Below are 16,038 nucleotides of genomic sequence, written 5' to 3'. Positions count from 1 at the left end.
CTGTCGCGTCCGCGCTTTAGACTGTGCCGATGGCTGGGCGGATCTCCGATCGCGATATCGCCACCATCCGCGAGCGGGTCCGCATCGAAGAGGTCGTCGGTGACTACGTGCAGTTGCGGCGCGCCGGCGCGGATTCGCTGAAAGGCCTGTGCCCCTTCCACAACGAGAAGTCACCGTCGTTTCACGTCCGGCCCAACCATGGCCACTTCCACTGCTTCGGGTGCGGCGAGGGCGGCGACGTCTACGCGTTCGTCCAGAAGATCGAGCACGTCAGCTTCGTCGAGGCGGTTGAGCTGCTCGCCGACCGCATCGGTCACACCATCACCTACACCGGTGCGGCCACCAGCGTGCAGCGCGACCGCGGCAGCCGCAGCCGGCTCATCGCGGCCAACGCGGCCGCGGCGGAGTTCTACGCCGCCGAGCTGGAGTCCGACGAGGCGGCCCCGGCCCGCAAGTACCTCACCGAGCGCAACTTCGACGCCGAGGCCGCGCGTCATTTCGGCTGCGGGTTCGCGCCGTCGGGCTGGGACAAGCTGACAAAGCATTTGCAGCGCAAGGGTTTTGAGTTCAAGGAGCTGGAGGCCGCCGGCCTGTCCCGCGAGGGGCGGCGCGGTCCGATGGACCGTTTCCACCGGCGGCTGCTGTGGCCGATCCGCACCGCGTCCGGCGAGGTGATCGGGTTCGGGGCGCGGCGGCTGTTCGACGACGACCCGATGGAAGCCAAGTACGTCAACACGCCCGAGACGCAGCTGTACAAGAAGTCGTCGGTGATGTTCGGCATCGACTTGGCCAAACGCGATATCGCCAAGGGGCATCAGGCGGTTGTCGTCGAGGGCTACACCGACGTGATGGCGATGCACCTGGCCGGGGTCACCACCGCGGTGGCCTCGTGTGGGACCGCCTTCGGCGACGACCACCTGGCGATGCTGCGCCGATTGATGATGGACGACAACTGGTATCGCGGCGAACTGATCTTTGTCTTCGACGGTGACCAGGCGGGGCAGGCGGCGGCCCTCAAGGCGTTCGACGGCGACCAGCAGGTCGCGGGGAAGTCGTTCGTCGCCGTCGCCGCCGACGGCATGGATCCCTGCGAGCTGCGGCTCAGCGCCGGCGACAACGCGTTGCGGGATCTGGTGGCGCGGCGCAAGCCGATGTTCGAATTCGCCATCCGCAGTTTGATTCCCGACGGAGCGGTCCTCGACGACGATCCCCAGGCGCGAGTGGATGCGCTGCGCCGCTGTGTTCCCCTGGTCGCGCGGATCCGGGACTACGCGTTGCGCGATGAATACGCGCGACGTCTGGCGGGCTGGACCGGCTGGTCGGACGAGGGGCAGGTGCTGACCCGCGTCCGGGAGGAGGCAACCCGCCGCGGCGCCCCGGAACGCGGCAGACGCCGCGGTGCGCGCGTCGAGCAAGCGCCGAGTGCGCGGCCGGCCGAGCCCGCGGTGCCCCGTCCCGATCCGCGCGATCCGACGTTGTGGCCGCAGCGCGAGGCGCTCAAATCGGCGCTGCAGTACCCGGCGCTGGCCGGCCCGGTGTTCGACGCGTTGACCGTCGAGAGTTTCACCCACCCCGGCTACGCGGCGGTGCGTGCCGCCATCGACGCGGCGGGCGGCACGTCGGCCGGCCTCACCGGGGCGCAGTGGATCGACGCGGTGCGCCAGCAGACGGCGTCCGCGCTGACCGCCGGCCTGGTCAACGAGCTGGGGGTGGAGGCGATCCAGGTCGACGACGAGAAGCTGCCGCGCTACATCGGCGGGGTGCTGGCGCGTTTGCAAGAGGTGTGGATGGGTCGGCAGATCGCCGAGGTGAAGTCCAAGCTGCAACGCATGTCGCCGATCGAGCAGGGCGACGAATATCACCAGCTGTTCGGCGACCTGGTCGCCATGGAGGCCTACCGACGCAGCCTGCTGGAGCAGGCCAGCGGCGACGATCTAACCGCGTGAGGCGCTGTTCTGTGGCTCGGCGCGCTCGACCGGCTGGGCGACGACCTCGGTCTGGTTGTCGATCTCGGCGAGGGTGACGAACCCGGTATCGGGGGAGATCCGGTTCGCGATTTCCCTGCGCCCCCGCTCGATCACCGACTTGGCCAGCGGGCTGCTGGTCAGTGCGCGACAGGTGCCGACGATCTGCTCATAGCGGTGGCGTCCAGCCTTGGTGCCCAGAACGTAACCCACTCCGAGAACGGCGACATACCCAATCAAATCGGTCCCTCCCGACTAGGCGCGGCTCGCTCCATCCTGCCTCACGGGGTCCGGTCGGCGCGCGGCGGCAGGTGGGCGTCGGCCGCTCGGGGTGGCGGAGGAGGGTCTGGGAGCGGCGGTGACGAAGGGAACCATCACCGGATGAACGGGCTGGTGGTGGCCTAGCTTGTCGGGTCCACGAGCGTAACGTGGCCGCGACTTCCGTCGCGGATTCTCGCAGCCCGGTTACGCTCGACGAAGCCGCATTAGCTCGATAAACAGTTGGCGATGTTGCGCCTGCGCGCCCGCGGTCTCGCCCGGGACGAGATCCGCAGTTGGCAATCCCGATCGTGGAGACCCGCCCCGTTAGGCGCGCGTCTGCCGGTACGCTAGAGTCGTCCCGCGATCGGGTTAATCCCCTGTAGCTCAATTGGCAGAGCATTCGGCTGTTAACCGAAGGGTTGGTGGTTCGAGTCCACCCGGGGGAGCAAGGTCTGGGCATTCGTTCGCACCGCACCTTCCACGCAAGGTTGTCTGCGCATCTTGGGCCGCCCGGAAAGCGGTGTCGAGGTGATCGATTCGGATCGATCGGTCCCGGACCTCCTTCTACGAAGGTCTCGAATGCCCCACGAGGGCTTCGGATTGCGGGTGTGGCCGGCCGGCGGCGGATGCTTGCGTCGTGGACGCGGGGGACTAGACGATTCGTCGGCCCGCACTGCCGATGTGAAACCGATTGTTTCGCTTGGTGTTTCAGTATCTTCTGTGTGTTGAAGCGTCAACGTCAAAAGACTGCCAGCAGTGCGGCGATCACTGGCGCGGCGAAGAACGCTAATCGGTACCGAACCCCGAAGCAGCGCTGGGCGTCATATTTGTCGGCGGTGTAAAGATTGCCAAAGTCGACAATGGTGCTGGTCTTCGTGGTATGTGTTGGGTCTTCTTCATAGCTAACTCAAATTTGCGGGGGGCGGGATCGGAGTACTGCCATGTCGTTTGTGATCGTGACCAGCGAGGTGTTGGCGTCGGCGGCGGCAGATGTGGCGGGTATTGGTTCGCTGCTGAGCGCGGCTAATTCGGTGGCTGCGGCGCGGACCACGGCGGTGACCGCGGCTGGTGGGGATGAGGTGTCGGCGGCGGTCGCGTCGCTGTTTTCGGGGCACGGGCGGGGTTTTCAGGTGCTCAGTGCTCAGGCGGCGGGGTTTCATAATCGGTTCGTGCAGGCGCTTAGTGGCGCGGGTGGGGCGTATGCGGCCGCTGAGGCGGCGGGTGCTTCGCCGTTGTCGGCGATGGTGTCGGGTGCGCAGACCTTGGCGGTGTTTTCCCCGGTGGCGGCGGCGACCGGGCGCCCGATTATCGGCAACGGCAAGGATGGGGCGCCTGGTACGGGGCAAAACGGGGGCAATGGCGGGTGGCTGATCGGTCGGGGCGGCAACGGCGGCTCGGGTACCACGGGGCAGGCCGGGGCGCCTGGTCAGCAGGGCGGCAACGGCGGCACGGGTGGCAAGGGTGGGGCCGGCGGGATTTTCGGGCATGGCGGTAACGGTGGTGCCGGCGGCACTGGCGGTGTCGGGGGCAGCGCGTCTGTGACGACTACGGGTGATGACGCGGTGACCGCGGTGGCCGGTGGTGGTGGTGGCGGTGGTGCTGGTGGTGCTGCCGGCGGTCGCGGTGGGGTGGCGGGCACCGGCGGTACCGGCGGGGCGGGCGGCGATGCCAGCGTGACCTACCCGACGGCGGCTGGCGGCACTGCCACGTTGACCGCCGAGGGTGGTGCTGGTGGTACCGGCGGCACCCATGGTGGTGGCGGCGGGGGTGGGGGCGCCGGTGGTGTGGCCGCCTACGCCAACAACGCCTCCATTTCCGGGGGCAGTGGCGCTACCGGCGCCGCCAACGGCACTCACCTCGGCGGGACCGGTGGTGGAGGTGGGGGTGCGAACGGCGGCGATCTCGCCGGGTCGGGCTTGAGCGCGGCCGGTGGTGGCGGCGGTAATGGTGGGGCCGCGGGCACGGGTGGTGTCGCGGGCTCCGGGGGGGCGGGCGGCGCGGTCACGGTGACCCCCAGTGGGTCTTCCCCGATTACCGCTGCGGCCGGTGGCGGTGGCGGTGCGCCGACACACGACGGCGGCGTAGGTCAGACCTTCACCTTCTCCGGGCAAACCGGCACCACCATCGGCGGCTTGAGCGGCGCCGCCACCAATGGCGCCGGCGGTGGTGGCGGCGGCGGCGCGTTTGCCTCGTCGTTTGATGGCACCGCGGCTGCCGCCGGCGGCCACGGCGGCTCCGGCACCCCAACCCCGGCCCCAACCCCGACGCCAACCCCAACGCCGACACCGACCCCGACACCGACACCGACCCCGACCCCGACGCCGACCCCGACACCAACGCCGACCCCGACACCAACGCCGACCCCGACGCCGACGCCGACACCGACACCGACGTCAATCACCGTTGGCTCCAAACCAAGTGGGGTGGCGGTCAGCCCCATCACCGGCGACATCTACGTCACCAACTCGGGGAGCGACACGGTGTCGGTGATCGACCCACACACCAACCAAGTCATCAGCACCATCAACGTCGGCAACACACCGACCGGGGTCGCGGTCAGCCCCGCTGGCCCCGAGGCCGGCGACATCTACGTCGTCAACACCGGTAACTCCATCATCAACGGGACGATTGTTGCGAGCACGGTGTCCGTGATCAGCCCCGACACCAACAAGGTCATCTACACCATCCCCCTCGACGCCTACCAACCGACCGGCGTGGCGATCAGTCCCACTGGCGCCACCGCCGGCGATGTCTACGTCACCGGCCCCGCCCCCGGGACTGCAGCCGGCGGATACATGCTCATGATCGACCCGAACACCAACCAGCCCGTCCGGGTCGGCGGCTTTGGCACCGACGTCATTCTCAACAAAACCACGACGTTTGACGTGACGGTCGGCAACACAGGAACCATCTACCTCGCCGACAACGCCGCACACCACGGATACTCGTTCAATCCGGTCACCACCCAAGTCACCGGCGGCTTCGATGTCGGCGACGGCGGCAACATGGGTATCGCGGTCAGCCCCACCGGTCCTGAGGCCGGCTACATCTACGTTTCCACGAGGGGAGGACTCATGGTGGACAACCCCACCGGCGCCTTCACCGGCAACCTTCTCCCTGTCGGCGGGGGCGCCGTGGCTGTCAGCCCCGTAACCGGCGATGTGTACGTCACTAACTTTAGTTCTCCTGGCGAGCTGGCCGTCGTGAACCCTGCGGGCACCGCCATCCTCCAGACCTACGACGTTGGCCCCGACCCGGCCGGGGTGGCGATCAGCACCATCGGCCCCGAGGCCGGCTGGGTCTACGTCGCCAACTCCGGCGGTAACACGGTGTCGGTGATCCCTCAATAGTGCGGGTTCGGCATGTCGCCCGCGGACCCGTTGGGGGACAACGGTTCCTGTTTCTATCGGCTGTTGTCTCGCCATCAGACATCTTGGTGCCTTCGTAGTCTGGTGGTCGCCGCGGCAGTCGATTGCAGTGATTGCCGTCCATTCCGATTTGTCCCGATCGCCGATCTTGGCCACCATCCGCGCCGCCCGTTCGCGGAGCTCGGGCGGTCGTCTTCGACCACCCGACGACATGACTCCATCCTTTCCAAGAAATGGAGTCTCCGGACATCCCGGGGCGGTTGACTTGAAAGCAGCGCCGGACGTCATAGATGACGGCGGCGTAAAGATTGCCAAAGCCGACAATGGTGCTGCTCTTCGTGGTATGTGTTGGGTCTTCTTCATAGCTAACTCAAATTTGCGGGGGGCGGGATCGGAGTACTGCCATGTCGTTTGTGATCGTGACCAGCGAGGTGTTGGCGTCGGCGGCGGCAGATGTGGCGGGTATCGGTTCGCTGCTGAGCGCGGCCAATTCGGTGGCCGCGGCCCGGACCACGGCGGTCACCGCGGCTGGCGAGGACGAGGTGTCGGCGGCGATCGCGTCGCTGTTTTCTGGGCACGGGCGGGGTTTTCAGGTGCTCAGTGCTCAGGCGGCGGGGTTTCATAACCAGTTCGTGCAGGCGCTTAGTGGCGCGGGTGGGGCGTATGCGGCCGCCGAGGCGGCGGGGGCTTCGCCGTTGTCGGCGATGGTGTCGGGTGCGCAAACCTTGGCGGTGTTTTCCCCGGTGGCGGCGGCGACCGGGCGACCGATTATCGGCAACGGCAGGAACGGGGCGCCTGGTACGGGGCAAAACGGGGGCAATGGCGGGTGGCTGATCGGCCGGGGCGGCAACGGCGGCTCGGGTACCACGGGGCAGGCCGGGGCGCCTGGTCAGCAGGGGGGCAACGGCGGCACCGGCGGCAACGGTGGGGCCGGCGGGATATTCGGGCGTGGCGGTAACGGTGGTGCCGGCGGCACTGGCGGTGTCGGGGGCAACGCGTCTGCCACGACCACTGGTGACGCGGTGACCGCGGTGGCCGGCGGTGGTGGTGGCGGTGGTGCTGGTGGTGCTGCGGGTGGTCGTGGTGGCGTCGCGGGCACCGGGGGCACCGGCGGAGCGGGCGGCGATGCCAGCGTGACCTACCCCACGGCGACAGGCAGCACCGCCACGCTGACCGCCGATGGTGGTGCTGGTGGTACCGGTGGCACCCATGGCGGCGGCGGCGGGGGCGGGGGCGCCGGAGGTGTGGCCGCCTACGCTAACAATGCTTCGGTGTCCGGGGGCAGTGGCGCTACCGGCGTCGCCAACGGTGCGCACCCCGGCGGGACCGGTGGTGGAGGTGGGGGCGCGAACGGCGGTGATGTCGCCGGGTCGGGCCTGAGCGCGGCCGGTGGTGGCGGCGGTAATGGTGGGGCCGCCGGCACGGGCGGTGTCGCGGGCTCCGGGGGCGCGGGCGGTGCGGTCACGGTGACCCCCAACGGCTCTTCCCCGATTACCGCCGCGGCCGGTGGCGGCGGCGGCGCTCCGGCACATGACGGCGGCGCGGGTCAGACCTTCACCTTCTCCGGCCAAACCGGCACCACCATCGGTGGCTTGAGCGGCACCGCCACCAATGGCGCCGGCGGCGGTGGCGGTGGCGGCGCCTTCGCCTCGTCGTTCGACGGCACGGCGGCTTCAGCCGGTGGCCACGGCGGCTTGGGCGCCCCGACGCCGGCCCCGACGCCGACTCCAACCCCAACCCCGACCCCAACCCCAACCCCGACGCCGACTCCGACACCGACCCCGACACCGACCCCAACGCCGACACCGACCCCGACGCCGACCCCGACGCCGACGCCGACCGTCACCAACACTGGGATCACCAGCATCGGTCAGATAGCAGTCAGCCCAACCGGCCCCGAAGCCGGCGACATCTACGTCTTCAACGAGAGCTTCCCCCCGTCCGGTGTCGTCGATCAGGTGCAGGTGATCAACCCCACCACCCACGCCATCGTCGCCACCATTCCTATCGGCTCCAGCCCGACTGGAATCGCGGTCAGCCCGGCGGGCCCCGAAGCCGGTTACATCTACGTCACCGACAACGTCAACAACATGAGCGCCGTGCAGGTGATCAACCCAGCCACCAACATGGTCGTCGACACCATCCCGACCGCCCCGTTTGCCGGCCCAAGTTGGGTGGCGGTAAGCCCCACCGGACCCCAAGCCGGCTACATCTACGCCACCGGAGAAAGCTTCGGCTTGGGCGGCGGCACCGCGGTGCAGGTGATCAACCCCGCCACCAACCAAATCGTCGCCACCATTCCCACCGGAACTTTCGGGCCACAACAGATCGCGGTCAGCCCCACCGGCCCTGCGGCCGGCTACGTCTACGTTGAGGGCTCGAACACGACCTTCAGCACCACCCCGGTCTTTACGCCCGAAATGATTGTGATCAATCCCGCCAACGACATCGTCGCCACCGTCACCCTGTCTCCAGGACCCATCAGCGGTAGTGCACTCCATAGTCTTCCGGGTGCGGTGGCGGTCAGCCCCACAGGACCGCATTCTGGCGACATTTACGTCACCGACTTCAGCGGCACGGGCACCAACCAGGTGCAGGTGATCAATCCCGCCACCAACCAGGGCACCGCCATGATCCCCCTTGCCACTCAAATGGGGAATCCCCTCCCCTCTACCAGCGTGGTGATTCCTACCACCGGCCCCTTTGCCGGCGACATCTTGGTCGGGAGCCAGAGCAACGGCCCGGTGACAGTGATCGACCCAGTCACCAACCTGGTCATCGACACCATCAACATCGACAGCCCGATTGGTCCGTTCGCCCCGGCCCTGGCGGCCAGCCCCACCGGCCCCGCAGCCGGCGACATCTACGTCAGCAACGGGCAGCTGTGGGTGATCAGCTAAAAGCCGGCAGCGCGGCTACACGGAATGCTTTGAGCCCCTTCACCCAGAAAACCACATGCGGCTTCCAGGTCGGCGACACCGACAACATGGGGGTCCACCTCACCCGCGCGACGCGGCGGGCACCGCGCAACAGATCGCGCTCCATCGGTGGTCAGCCGCCCCGGATCCCCGTATCGTCGGGCCGGTCCGTGTCCCGGCGTCCCAGCCAGGGCGCCCTGACCTGTCGCTGGATCCCGCCATGATCGATCTTGTCCCGTCCGAAACCGGCAACGTGACAGCGGAGTTCAGCGGCCCCGGAAAGCCGCTCGTCATCACATTCGGGTTCTACGCCGACCCGGCGACGACCCCGGCCGCGTTCGAGTTCCAGGACCGCCTCAAGAAGCTCGAACTCATCACCGGCCGCAAGCTCAACAAGCTCTTCCTGCGGGATCCGAGCATGCGGTGGTACCTCGCCGGCATCGAGGGCATCTCCCACGACGTGGCGTCCACCGCGGAGGCGCTGCGCGACGCCGTCGACCGCGCGGGGGCCACCTCGGTCACCATGATCGGGCAGTCGATGGGGGCCTATGCCGCGATCCTCTACGGCACGCTTGTCGGTGCCGACAAGGTGATCTCGTTCGGGCCGCTTTCGTGCTTCGACCGCCGCACATGGAGCCTCATGAACGAGACCCGCTGGCTGCCACCGCTCGATGCCTACGAGGCGAGCGGGGTCGACGCCTCCGCCTACACCGACTTGCCGCGATTCCTCGCCGCGCACGACGGCCCGCTGCCCGACATCGACCTGATCTACGGCGCCTGGGCCGGCCCGGGGACGAACATCGCCGAGGTCACCGCGATCGACAGCGCTCACGCGCTTCGATTCGTCGACACGCCCGCCGTGCGCCTCCTGCCGGTCCGCCACGCGCAGCACGCCGTGGTCGAGCACTTCCGCGCGAACGGTGTGATCACCGAGGTGCTCGCGCAGCGGATGTTCGGTGACTCGCTCCTGCCGACCCTGCAGAAGCTGACGACCGGCGACGAGTGGGTCGCGTGGCTCATCGAGAACCTCAGGCGGGGCAGCACGGTGGAGCAACTGCTGCCGGTGATGGGCCAGCAGATGCCGCCCGACCAGGCGGAGGCGAGGGTGCAGCGGGCGAAGCTGTTCTTCGATCTCAGCGCGTTCGAGGAGCTGCCGCCCGCGGTCACCGTCGGCGGTGAGGCCGCAGCCTCAGCCTGAACCCAGGCCGGCCCGGAGGAACCGCTTTCGCGATCGTGAGGTGATGGATGCCGAGCGCCTGCGCCGCGTCACGAATTGCCGTCGCGCAGGACATCATTCGCTGCGGGCCGTCGAACATCACCAGGCTGTCGCCCGACGGGTGGGCCGGGGGTGTCGTCTTCGGCGTCGACGTCCAGGCAACCGCTCAGTCGCGGGGATAGGCGCAGTGGTAGTCGTTGGCTCGCACGAACGACGTGCAGGTCAACGTGACGCTGACGTCGAGTGAGCGCACGTGATGCCACCAACCGATCGGGATGAACAGCGCGTCGCCGGGATTGAGCGTCACGGTAAAGATTGTGGCGTCTTTGAACAAGGGATACTGCGCGTCATCGATCGGAGCATCGAGGTCGGTGATCGCGCTGTAGACGTGGTGGTGGTTGTAGACCTTCGGCGTATCGAGCGGGGAGATGAGCTTGACGACCTTGCGACCCACGATTTGGATCATGAGGTTGTTCGTCAGGTCGTGGTGAAGGTGCGTGATGGTGCCCGCCGGCCCCACCCAGAGCATTCCGGGCAGAGCTCCAGCGGCCGGGGGCTCGAGCAGGCCTTCGAGCGCGCGGACGTCGTCTGCAAGCGGTCCAAGAGCGGTCGCATTGCGCTCCGCGTTGTTTGCCGTCATGTAGGTGTTGTTGCCCGCGCTGCTGCGGATGATCGCGATGAAATCGCGCAGGGTCATCAGCGTCTTCAACGTCTGGCCCTTGATTTCGTAGCTCGCCTCGGCATCGCGATTCGTCTGTACCTCGACCTCGCGGTCGCCCAGCCGCGACTCGAAATAGTCCAGCGTCCATAGCCGGGTCGCGGGCCAGTCGGAGACGTAACCATCGAGCACGAGGGGTATGTTGCGCGCGTAGTAGTGATCGAAGAAGTCAGTGGCCGTGATCGTGGTCCGATGTTCGACCGTGCCCCAGCTGCTGCTCTCGCGCGCCAGCCGCGCGAGCGTATCGAGAAACCAGCTGCGTTTGCTGCCGTGCTTCTGCAGCATGTCGGCGGCGCTGGCGATATAGGGATGGCGCCGCGCCTCCTCGATCTCGCGTTGCGCCAGCGCCGGCGCGAAGCCGTTGGCCACCAACCGCTCCAGGATGGCGCGCGCATCGACGTTGAGAAGAATGTTCTCGGCAACCCAGCGACGCCACGCGTCGGGAATGGCTTCCGAACGCTGCCCAGCCGGATTAAGCATCGAACTCATGGGCGCCCTATCGTTGGTCCGGGCCTTATCGTGCCATCACTTAACCAACCGTGGGCTTAAACGTCGGAGCTGGCGTGCAAACGTAAGTTCGGGCTCCGCCGCCGACGGGGCACATTCGCGGGGGATCGGCGGCTCGCCCGTCACCGCAAAAAGCGCGGAACAGCCGTCAGCGATTGGGGCCGCCCCGCTGGGTGAGCCAGATGGTGAGCGCGACCGAGGCGACCACGGCGATGCTGAGCACGATGGCAGATGTCATCGAAGTACTGTATCGAGCGCGCAGCTGCTTCCCGGCCGCGCGTCCGCGCAAACGTGAATCCGCATGCAGCGCAACATGATTCGAGGAGCATCCATGGAGTTCCTGGTCACCATGACCACTCGCGTTCCGGAGGGAACCTCGCCCGAGGCCGTCGACGAGGTGCGGGCCAGGGAGGCGGCGCACTCCCGCGCGCTGGCCGAGCGGGGCCACCTGCTGCGATTGTGGCGTCCGCCGCTGCAGCCCGGCGAATGGTGCACCCTCGGACTGTTCGCCGCCGCCGACGAGCACCAACTCGAACAGGTGCTCGCCTCGATGCCACTGCGCATCTGGCGCACCGACGAGGTCACGCCACTGACGCCCCACCCCAACGACCCGGGTCGCCCTTAGATCGAGAAGTCCTCGCCGTGCCACACGCCGGCCTCCGGCGGCCGGATGACGCGTTCGGCCTGACGGCCGTCGTTCTGACCCTCCAGCCTGGCCACCCGGGTGAGCAGGGATTGCAGGCTGACGCCGACGAGATCGGGCAGCATCGAGTCGTCGGGGCCGCCGGGACCGGGGTGGCTGCGGCCGATGATCTGCCCGGGCACCCCGACCACCACCGCGCTGGACGGAACCTCTTTGACCACAACGGAATTGGCGCCGATGCGGCTGTCGTCGCCGATCTTGATGGCCCCGAGCACCTTGGCGCCGGCCCCGATCACCACGCGGTCACCGATGGTCGGGTGGCGTTTGCCGGTGTCCCTGCCGGTGCCGCCGAGCGTAACGCCGTGGAACAGCGTGACGTCGTCGCCGACCTCCGCGGTTTCCCCGATCACCACGCCGGTCGCGTGATCGATGAACAAGCCGCCACCCAAGATCGCGCCGGGGTGGATGTCCACACCGGTCAGAATCCGGGTGAGCTCGGCGACCACCCGCGCGGCCACGCGGGCACCGCGTTTCCACAGCCGGTGGCTGATTCGGTGGCCCCACACCGCATGCACGCCCGGATAGGCGAAGATCACCTCCAGCGCGGTCGGGTTGGCCGGATCTCGCTCCCGGGCCACCCGGATGTCGCGCCGTACCTCTTCAAGCATCGCTAGTCGCTCAGGTCGGCGAACAACACCGTGCTCAGATATCGCTCGCCGAAGTCGGGGAGCACGACGACGACCAGCTTGCCGGCGTTCTCCGGTCGGCGAGCCACCTCGAGGGCGGCCGCCACGGCGGCACCCGAGGAGATGCCGACCAACAGGCCCTCCTCCTTGGCCAGCCGCCGGGCCAGGGTGAGCGCGTCGTCGTTTTCGACGGTGATGACCTCGTCGACCAGGCCCATGTCCAGCACCGGGGGAATGAAGCCGGCGCCGAGGCCCTGGATCGGGTGCGGTCCCTTCTGGCCGCCGGACAGCACCGGGGAGGCTGCGGGCTCCACGGCGACGAACTGAGCCGACGGCCTGCGCTCCTTGATCACCTGCGCGACGCCCGTGATGGTGCCGCCCGTCCCGATTCCGGAGACGAAGAAGTCGATCTTGCCATCGGTGTCCTTCCACACCTCTTCGGCCGTGGTGACGGCGTGTACGGCGGGGTTGGCCGGGTTTTCGAATTGCTGCGGGATGAAGTACCGGTCGTCGGTCTTGGCCAGTTCCTCGGCCTTGGCGATGGCGCCCGGCATGCCTTCGGCGCCGGGAGTGAGGACGAGCTCGGCGCCGTACGCGCGCAGCAGCATGCGCCGCTCGATGCTCATCGTGTCCGGCATGACGAGCACGCACTTGTACCCGCGCGCGGCGGCGACCAACGCCAGCGCGATGCCGGTGTTGCCGCTGGTGGGTTCGAGGATGATGGTGTCGGGCTTGATCAGGCCCGCCTTCTCGGCCGCGTCGATCATCGCCACCCCGATGCGGTCCTTCACGCTGCCCGCCGGATTGAAGGACTCCAGCTTGGCGACGACGTCGGCCACCGCGCCGTCGGTGACCTTGCGCAGCCGGACCAACGGCGTGTTTCCGATCAGTTGTGTGATGTTCTCAGCAATGCTCATCTCATCTCCAACGTGTCAGTTCTGGAGCCGGACGACCGGTCATGGTGGTGGATCTTCCTGAAGGCTGTATTCGAATAGCGCAGGCCTCGCCGGGCAGGTTTTGTGCCTTCCGCTTGCCGGGAGAACGCGTTGATTGCTGAGGGCGTTAGCTGGCTTCGGGAATCAACAGCATCGACAACAACAACATTCCAGGGCGAGGCGGCGCGTAAGGACAAAGCGCAGCTGCGTGGCCTGTTGCATACGCCCCACTATAGGACCCCCGGTGGGGACGTGGTCAGATGGCCTGCGCCCAGGCTGCGCATAGCGCTTGGGCGGGAGGACCACGGTTGCTGGCGTTGCTCAGCGATGTACCGGTGGATGCGGCCCCAAGCCCCAATGGAGTACATCGGTGGTCAAGAGCACGAGTCCGAGCGAGACCGATGCGACGACGACGAGTCCGATCACCGCGACGACCAGGGGGCGCCAACCGGTGCGCGCGATCTGGCGGATGTCGGTCGTGAGCCCGACGCCGGCGAAGGTAAGCAGGAACGCCCATTTGGACACGTTCGCCAGATTGGCGATCTGGCCCTTGCTCAGCCAGTGCGCGGTCGCGATCGCCGAGACCGCGAGAAACCCGAGGACGAATTTCGGGAACTTCGCCCAGATGAATGCCGCCTTGGCCCTGACGCCGGGGGCGATCTCGTCGGCCTGCCCGCGCGCCGCCCAATACAGCGCGAACCCGAGGACGACGAAGCCGATCAGCGCGTTGCGGGTGGACTTGACCAGCACGGCGATCTTGCCGGCCTGATCGGAGAACAGGTAGCCGGTCGCGGTGGTTTCGGCGGTGTTGTCCACCGACAGCCCGGCCCACAGCCCGAATTGGTAGTCGGTGAGCCCGATCGCATGGCCCAGCGGCGGCAACACGAACAATCCCACCGCGCCCAAGGCGAGGATCGCCGCGATCGCGTAGCTGACGTCGGAGTTGCGGGCGCGGATCGCGCCCTTGGCGGCGATGATGGCCGACACCCCACAGATAGAGGTGCCGATCGCCAAGAGCGAGCCCAGCTTGCCCGATAACCCGAATGCGCGCGCGGCGACGACGATGATGGTTCCGGCGACCGCCATGTCCACCAGAATCTGGATCAGGGCGGTGCCGCCCAGCTTGGCGATGTCACCCAACACAAATCGGGCCCCCAGGGCCACGATCCCGGCCTTGAGCCAGAACTCGTAGGTCTGCACGCCGGGGCGAAAGATCCGGTGTAGGCCAACGGTGTTGGTGATGAGCAGCCCAATGATGATGGCCCACAACACGTATTCGATGTCGGGCACGTGCCAGTGGTGGTGTTTGGCCAACGCGTTCCACCAGATTTGGGCGTATTTGCCTAGCAGCCCCACAGCGATCAGCAGCAGGATGCCCGGCACGTAATCCAGCGGCTGCCGACTGGTGAAGGTGGGTTCGTTCAGTGTGTCTTCAGGCTCAATGGGCTCAGCGGGCCCAATGCGAGTGGTGCTCACGCGGTCACCACGGAATCGTCGGGAGGACGTCGGCCACCGCTAACACGACGATGACGCCGGCCAGCAGGGTCGCCCACCAGTCCACCGACACCGAGCCGAGTCGCTCGCCCCAATCACTTCGCTGCGGGTCTTCGCTCACGCGCACATAGTTGCGTGCAGCGCGCCGCGCAGCAACGGATTGGCTCGCGGTGAGTCTAGATCAGCGCGTGGCCGAAACGCCTATTCCGCCAAGCGAAGTCGCACGATGGACCTTTTGCGCGCCGACAATTGCAGGACCGGCCGCTCAGCTCGGCGACGACCTTGCGGATGATGTGCATGGGCTCGGCCTCTGCGTGCTTGTGTCGCAGTCGTGTTCAAGTTGGCAGTCCCTCCCTCTCGGCATCCACCCGGTAGCGTTCCACCCACTCGTCGGAACGTTGGTCGGCCTGGCGCTCTAGCATCGGCTCGGGCGCCAGTCGCGGATCGAGGCCCAGGGCTTCGAGGATCGTGGCAACCACCTCAGTCAGATTGCGCCACAACACCGGATACGAAATCTCCATCGGATTGATGTCTTCCTCGGCGAACCAGCTTCGCCACCCCTGCTCCTGCCCACGCAGCATGGTGACGACGTGAGCGATCGCTCCGGCGTGATAGGTGGCCCGCGCATCGCGCACCGGATCGGGCCTGCCGCGCCACACCCGGGTCTGCACCGCCCGCCAAAACGAGACGGCCTGCGATATCACGTCGGGCCGGTAGATGTACACGAAGAGCGGCTCCTCGCCGACCACATCGCGAATCGCGGCCCGCAAGCCGTCCCCGGATCGATGCGGCAGATCCTTCGCGCGATTCAACAGCAGCGGCGTCTGGTTCCACATCAGCTTGCCGCCCCACACGCCGTTGGGTGTTCGACCGATCGTTTGGATGTAGTCGCGCCAGATCTCGGCGGTGGCCAGGTCCGGCGTACCCGCGTCCAACGGGTCGAGCAGGCTCAGGATCGACTCATCCTCGACGCCGGCGAACCATTCCCGCGGCTGGGGGGCCTGGCTGGTGCTCGGCAAGTACTGGAAGAATTCCTGTGGTTCGCCGGCCACGCCGGTCGCCCGCAGCGATTCGACTAGCAAAGTGCTGCCGCTGCGCTGGGAGGCTAGCACCAGGTACGAGGAAGGGTTAGCCGGACTGTCGGTCACTTGAAAAGCCTAACCGGACGGAAAACCCTTCGCTGACAATACTATTACGCTCATATTGAACAAAAGTCTTGTTGAGGGCCTCGACCGACCCCTGAACGGAATCGGCGGCCGACGGGTGTCGTTCATTTTTTACCGCCCTTACCACCGGTCGTGGGGCGACGTGAACCTTTTTTGCTGGGA

Annotated in this window: 13 protein-coding genes, 1 tRNA gene and 1 pseudogene; 7 read left to right on the top strand and 8 right to left on the bottom strand. The window is 67.4% G+C overall.

Translation table 11 applies throughout. The features are described 5' to 3' along the window. Nucleotides 1–29 precede the first annotated feature (29 nt). Nucleotides 30–1,946 carry a DNA primase gene (dnaG, locus tag G6N66_RS17390; RefSeq protein WP_085236587.1) on the top strand — a complete coding sequence of 639 codons (1,917 nt, stop codon included), beginning with the start codon at nucleotides 30–32 and terminating at the stop codon, nucleotides 1,944–1,946. Here dnaG and G6N66_RS17385 read toward each other — a convergent pair. After that, complete coding sequence (locus G6N66_RS17385; RefSeq protein WP_085236588.1) at nucleotides 1,935–2,204, bottom strand: hypothetical protein; 270 nt, start codon at nucleotides 2,202–2,204, stop codon at nucleotides 1,935–1,937. The genes dnaG and G6N66_RS17385 overlap by 12 nt on opposite strands. A gap of 394 nt (nucleotides 2,205–2,598) precedes the next feature. On the opposite strand from G6N66_RS17385, the gene G6N66_RS17380 reads away from it, so the two are divergent. The 5 genes from G6N66_RS17380 to G6N66_RS17345 all read left to right on the top strand — a co-directional run bounded on the left by G6N66_RS17380 (nucleotide 2,599) and on the right by G6N66_RS17345 (nucleotide 9,909). Beyond that, nucleotides 2,599–2,671: transfer RNA gene (locus G6N66_RS17380), tRNA-Asn, on the top strand. Nucleotides 2,672–3,166: 495 nt separating this feature from the next. Next, on the top strand, nucleotides 3,167–5,575 hold the full coding sequence (locus G6N66_RS30120; protein ID WP_179968285.1) for a PE domain-containing protein: 2,409 nt from the start codon (nucleotides 3,167–3,169) through the stop codon (nucleotides 5,573–5,575). A gap of 422 nt (nucleotides 5,576–5,997) precedes the next feature. Continuing rightward, on the top strand, nucleotides 5,998–8,493 hold the full coding sequence (locus tag G6N66_RS30115; RefSeq protein ID WP_163645867.1) for a PE domain-containing protein: 2,496 nt from the start codon (nucleotides 5,998–6,000) through the stop codon (nucleotides 8,491–8,493). A 238-nt stretch (nucleotides 8,494–8,731) separates the two neighbouring features. Further along, nucleotides 8,732–9,709, top strand: a complete 978-nt coding sequence (locus G6N66_RS17350; RefSeq protein ID WP_085231293.1) for a hypothetical protein — start codon at nucleotides 8,732–8,734, stop codon at nucleotides 9,707–9,709. Between the two features lie 47 nt (nucleotides 9,710–9,756). Further along, the gene (locus G6N66_RS17345; RefSeq protein ID WP_163645866.1) at nucleotides 9,757–9,909 is read left to right on the top strand and encodes a hypothetical protein; all 153 of its coding nucleotides are present in this window, start codon (nucleotides 9,757–9,759) and stop codon (nucleotides 9,907–9,909) included. On the opposite strand, the gene G6N66_RS17340 is transcribed toward G6N66_RS17345, so the two are convergent. Beyond that, nucleotides 9,894–10,814 (bottom strand): cupin-like domain-containing protein, encoded by a 921-nt coding sequence (locus G6N66_RS17340; protein WP_163645865.1) that lies wholly within the window; start codon nucleotides 10,812–10,814, stop codon nucleotides 9,894–9,896. The two genes, G6N66_RS17345 and G6N66_RS17340, sit on opposite strands and share 16 nt — an antisense overlap. A 469-nt stretch (nucleotides 10,815–11,283) precedes the next feature. Here G6N66_RS17340 and G6N66_RS17335 point away from each other — a divergent pair. Beyond that, a pseudogene (locus G6N66_RS17335) lies at nucleotides 11,284–11,565 on the top strand (muconolactone Delta-isomerase family protein); the annotation flags it as partial. An 8-nt stretch (nucleotides 11,566–11,573) separates the two neighbouring features. On the opposite strand, the gene cysE reads toward G6N66_RS17335, so the two are convergent. From cysE to stf0, 6 genes are all read right to left on the bottom strand, one after another. Beyond that, on the bottom strand, nucleotides 11,574–12,263 hold the full coding sequence (cysE, locus tag G6N66_RS17330) for a serine O-acetyltransferase (RefSeq protein WP_085231296.1): 690 nt from the start codon (nucleotides 12,261–12,263) through the stop codon (nucleotides 11,574–11,576). Nucleotides 12,264–12,265: 2 nt separating this feature from the next. After that, entirely contained in the window at nucleotides 12,266–13,198 is a 933-nt protein-coding gene (gene cysK, locus G6N66_RS17325; RefSeq protein ID WP_085231297.1) for a cysteine synthase A, read from the bottom strand. Nucleotides 13,199–13,360: 162 nt separating this feature from the next. Beyond that, nucleotides 13,361–13,438 carry an Rv2334A family Cys-rich leader peptide gene (locus G6N66_RS30465; RefSeq protein ID WP_372515610.1) on the bottom strand — a complete coding sequence of 26 codons (78 nt, stop codon included), beginning with the start codon at nucleotides 13,436–13,438 and terminating at the stop codon, nucleotides 13,361–13,363. A gap of 99 nt (nucleotides 13,439–13,537) precedes the next feature. After that, complete coding sequence (locus G6N66_RS17320) at nucleotides 13,538–14,677, bottom strand: YeiH family protein (protein WP_085231330.1); 1,140 nt, start codon at nucleotides 14,675–14,677, stop codon at nucleotides 13,538–13,540. A gap of 19 nt (nucleotides 14,678–14,696) precedes the next feature. After that, nucleotides 14,697–14,831, bottom strand: coding sequence for a hypothetical protein (locus G6N66_RS30110; RefSeq protein ID WP_263988234.1), 135 nt, complete (start codon nucleotides 14,829–14,831; stop codon nucleotides 14,697–14,699). A 214-nt stretch (nucleotides 14,832–15,045) separates the two neighbouring features. Then, nucleotides 15,046–15,858, bottom strand: a complete 813-nt coding sequence (gene stf0, locus G6N66_RS17315; RefSeq protein WP_085231298.1) for a trehalose 2-sulfotransferase — start codon at nucleotides 15,856–15,858, stop codon at nucleotides 15,046–15,048. Nucleotides 15,859–16,038: the final 180 nt, after the last annotated feature.

The sequence above is a fragment of the Mycobacterium conspicuum genome (assembly GCF_010730195.1).
Lineage (GTDB): Bacteria > Actinomycetota > Actinomycetes > Mycobacteriales > Mycobacteriaceae > Mycobacterium > Mycobacterium conspicuum.
The sequence above is the reverse complement of the archived record's forward strand: the minus strand, read 5'-3'. Positions and strand labels throughout refer to the sequence as shown.

What these genes read in the sequence shown, in the direction of transcription:
- dnaG (WP_085236587.1), top strand. Translation starts at nt 30, where the DNA reads ATGGCTGGGCGGATCTCCGATCGCGATATCGCCACCATCCGCGAGCGG.
- G6N66_RS30120 (WP_179968285.1), top strand. Translation starts at nt 3,167, where the DNA reads ATGTCGTTTGTGATCGTGACCAGCGAGGTGTTGGCGTCGGCGGCGGCA.
- G6N66_RS30115 (WP_163645867.1), top strand. Translation starts at nt 5,998, where the DNA reads ATGTCGTTTGTGATCGTGACCAGCGAGGTGTTGGCGTCGGCGGCGGCA.
- G6N66_RS17350 (WP_085231293.1), top strand. Translation starts at nt 8,732, where the DNA reads ATGATCGATCTTGTCCCGTCCGAAACCGGCAACGTGACAGCGGAGTTC.
- G6N66_RS17345 (WP_163645866.1), top strand. Translation starts at nt 9,757, where the DNA reads ATGCCGAGCGCCTGCGCCGCGTCACGAATTGCCGTCGCGCAGGACATC.
- cysE (WP_085231296.1), bottom strand. Translation starts at nt 12,263, where the DNA reads ATGCTTGAAGAGGTACGGCGCGACATCCGGGTGGCCCGGGAGCGAGAT.
- cysK (WP_085231297.1), bottom strand. Translation starts at nt 13,198, where the DNA reads ATGAGCATTGCTGAGAACATCACACAACTGATCGGAAACACGCCGTTG.
- G6N66_RS30465 (WP_372515610.1), bottom strand. Translation starts at nt 13,438, where the DNA reads ATGCAACAGGCCACGCAGCTGCGCTTTGTCCTTACGCGCCGCCTCGCC.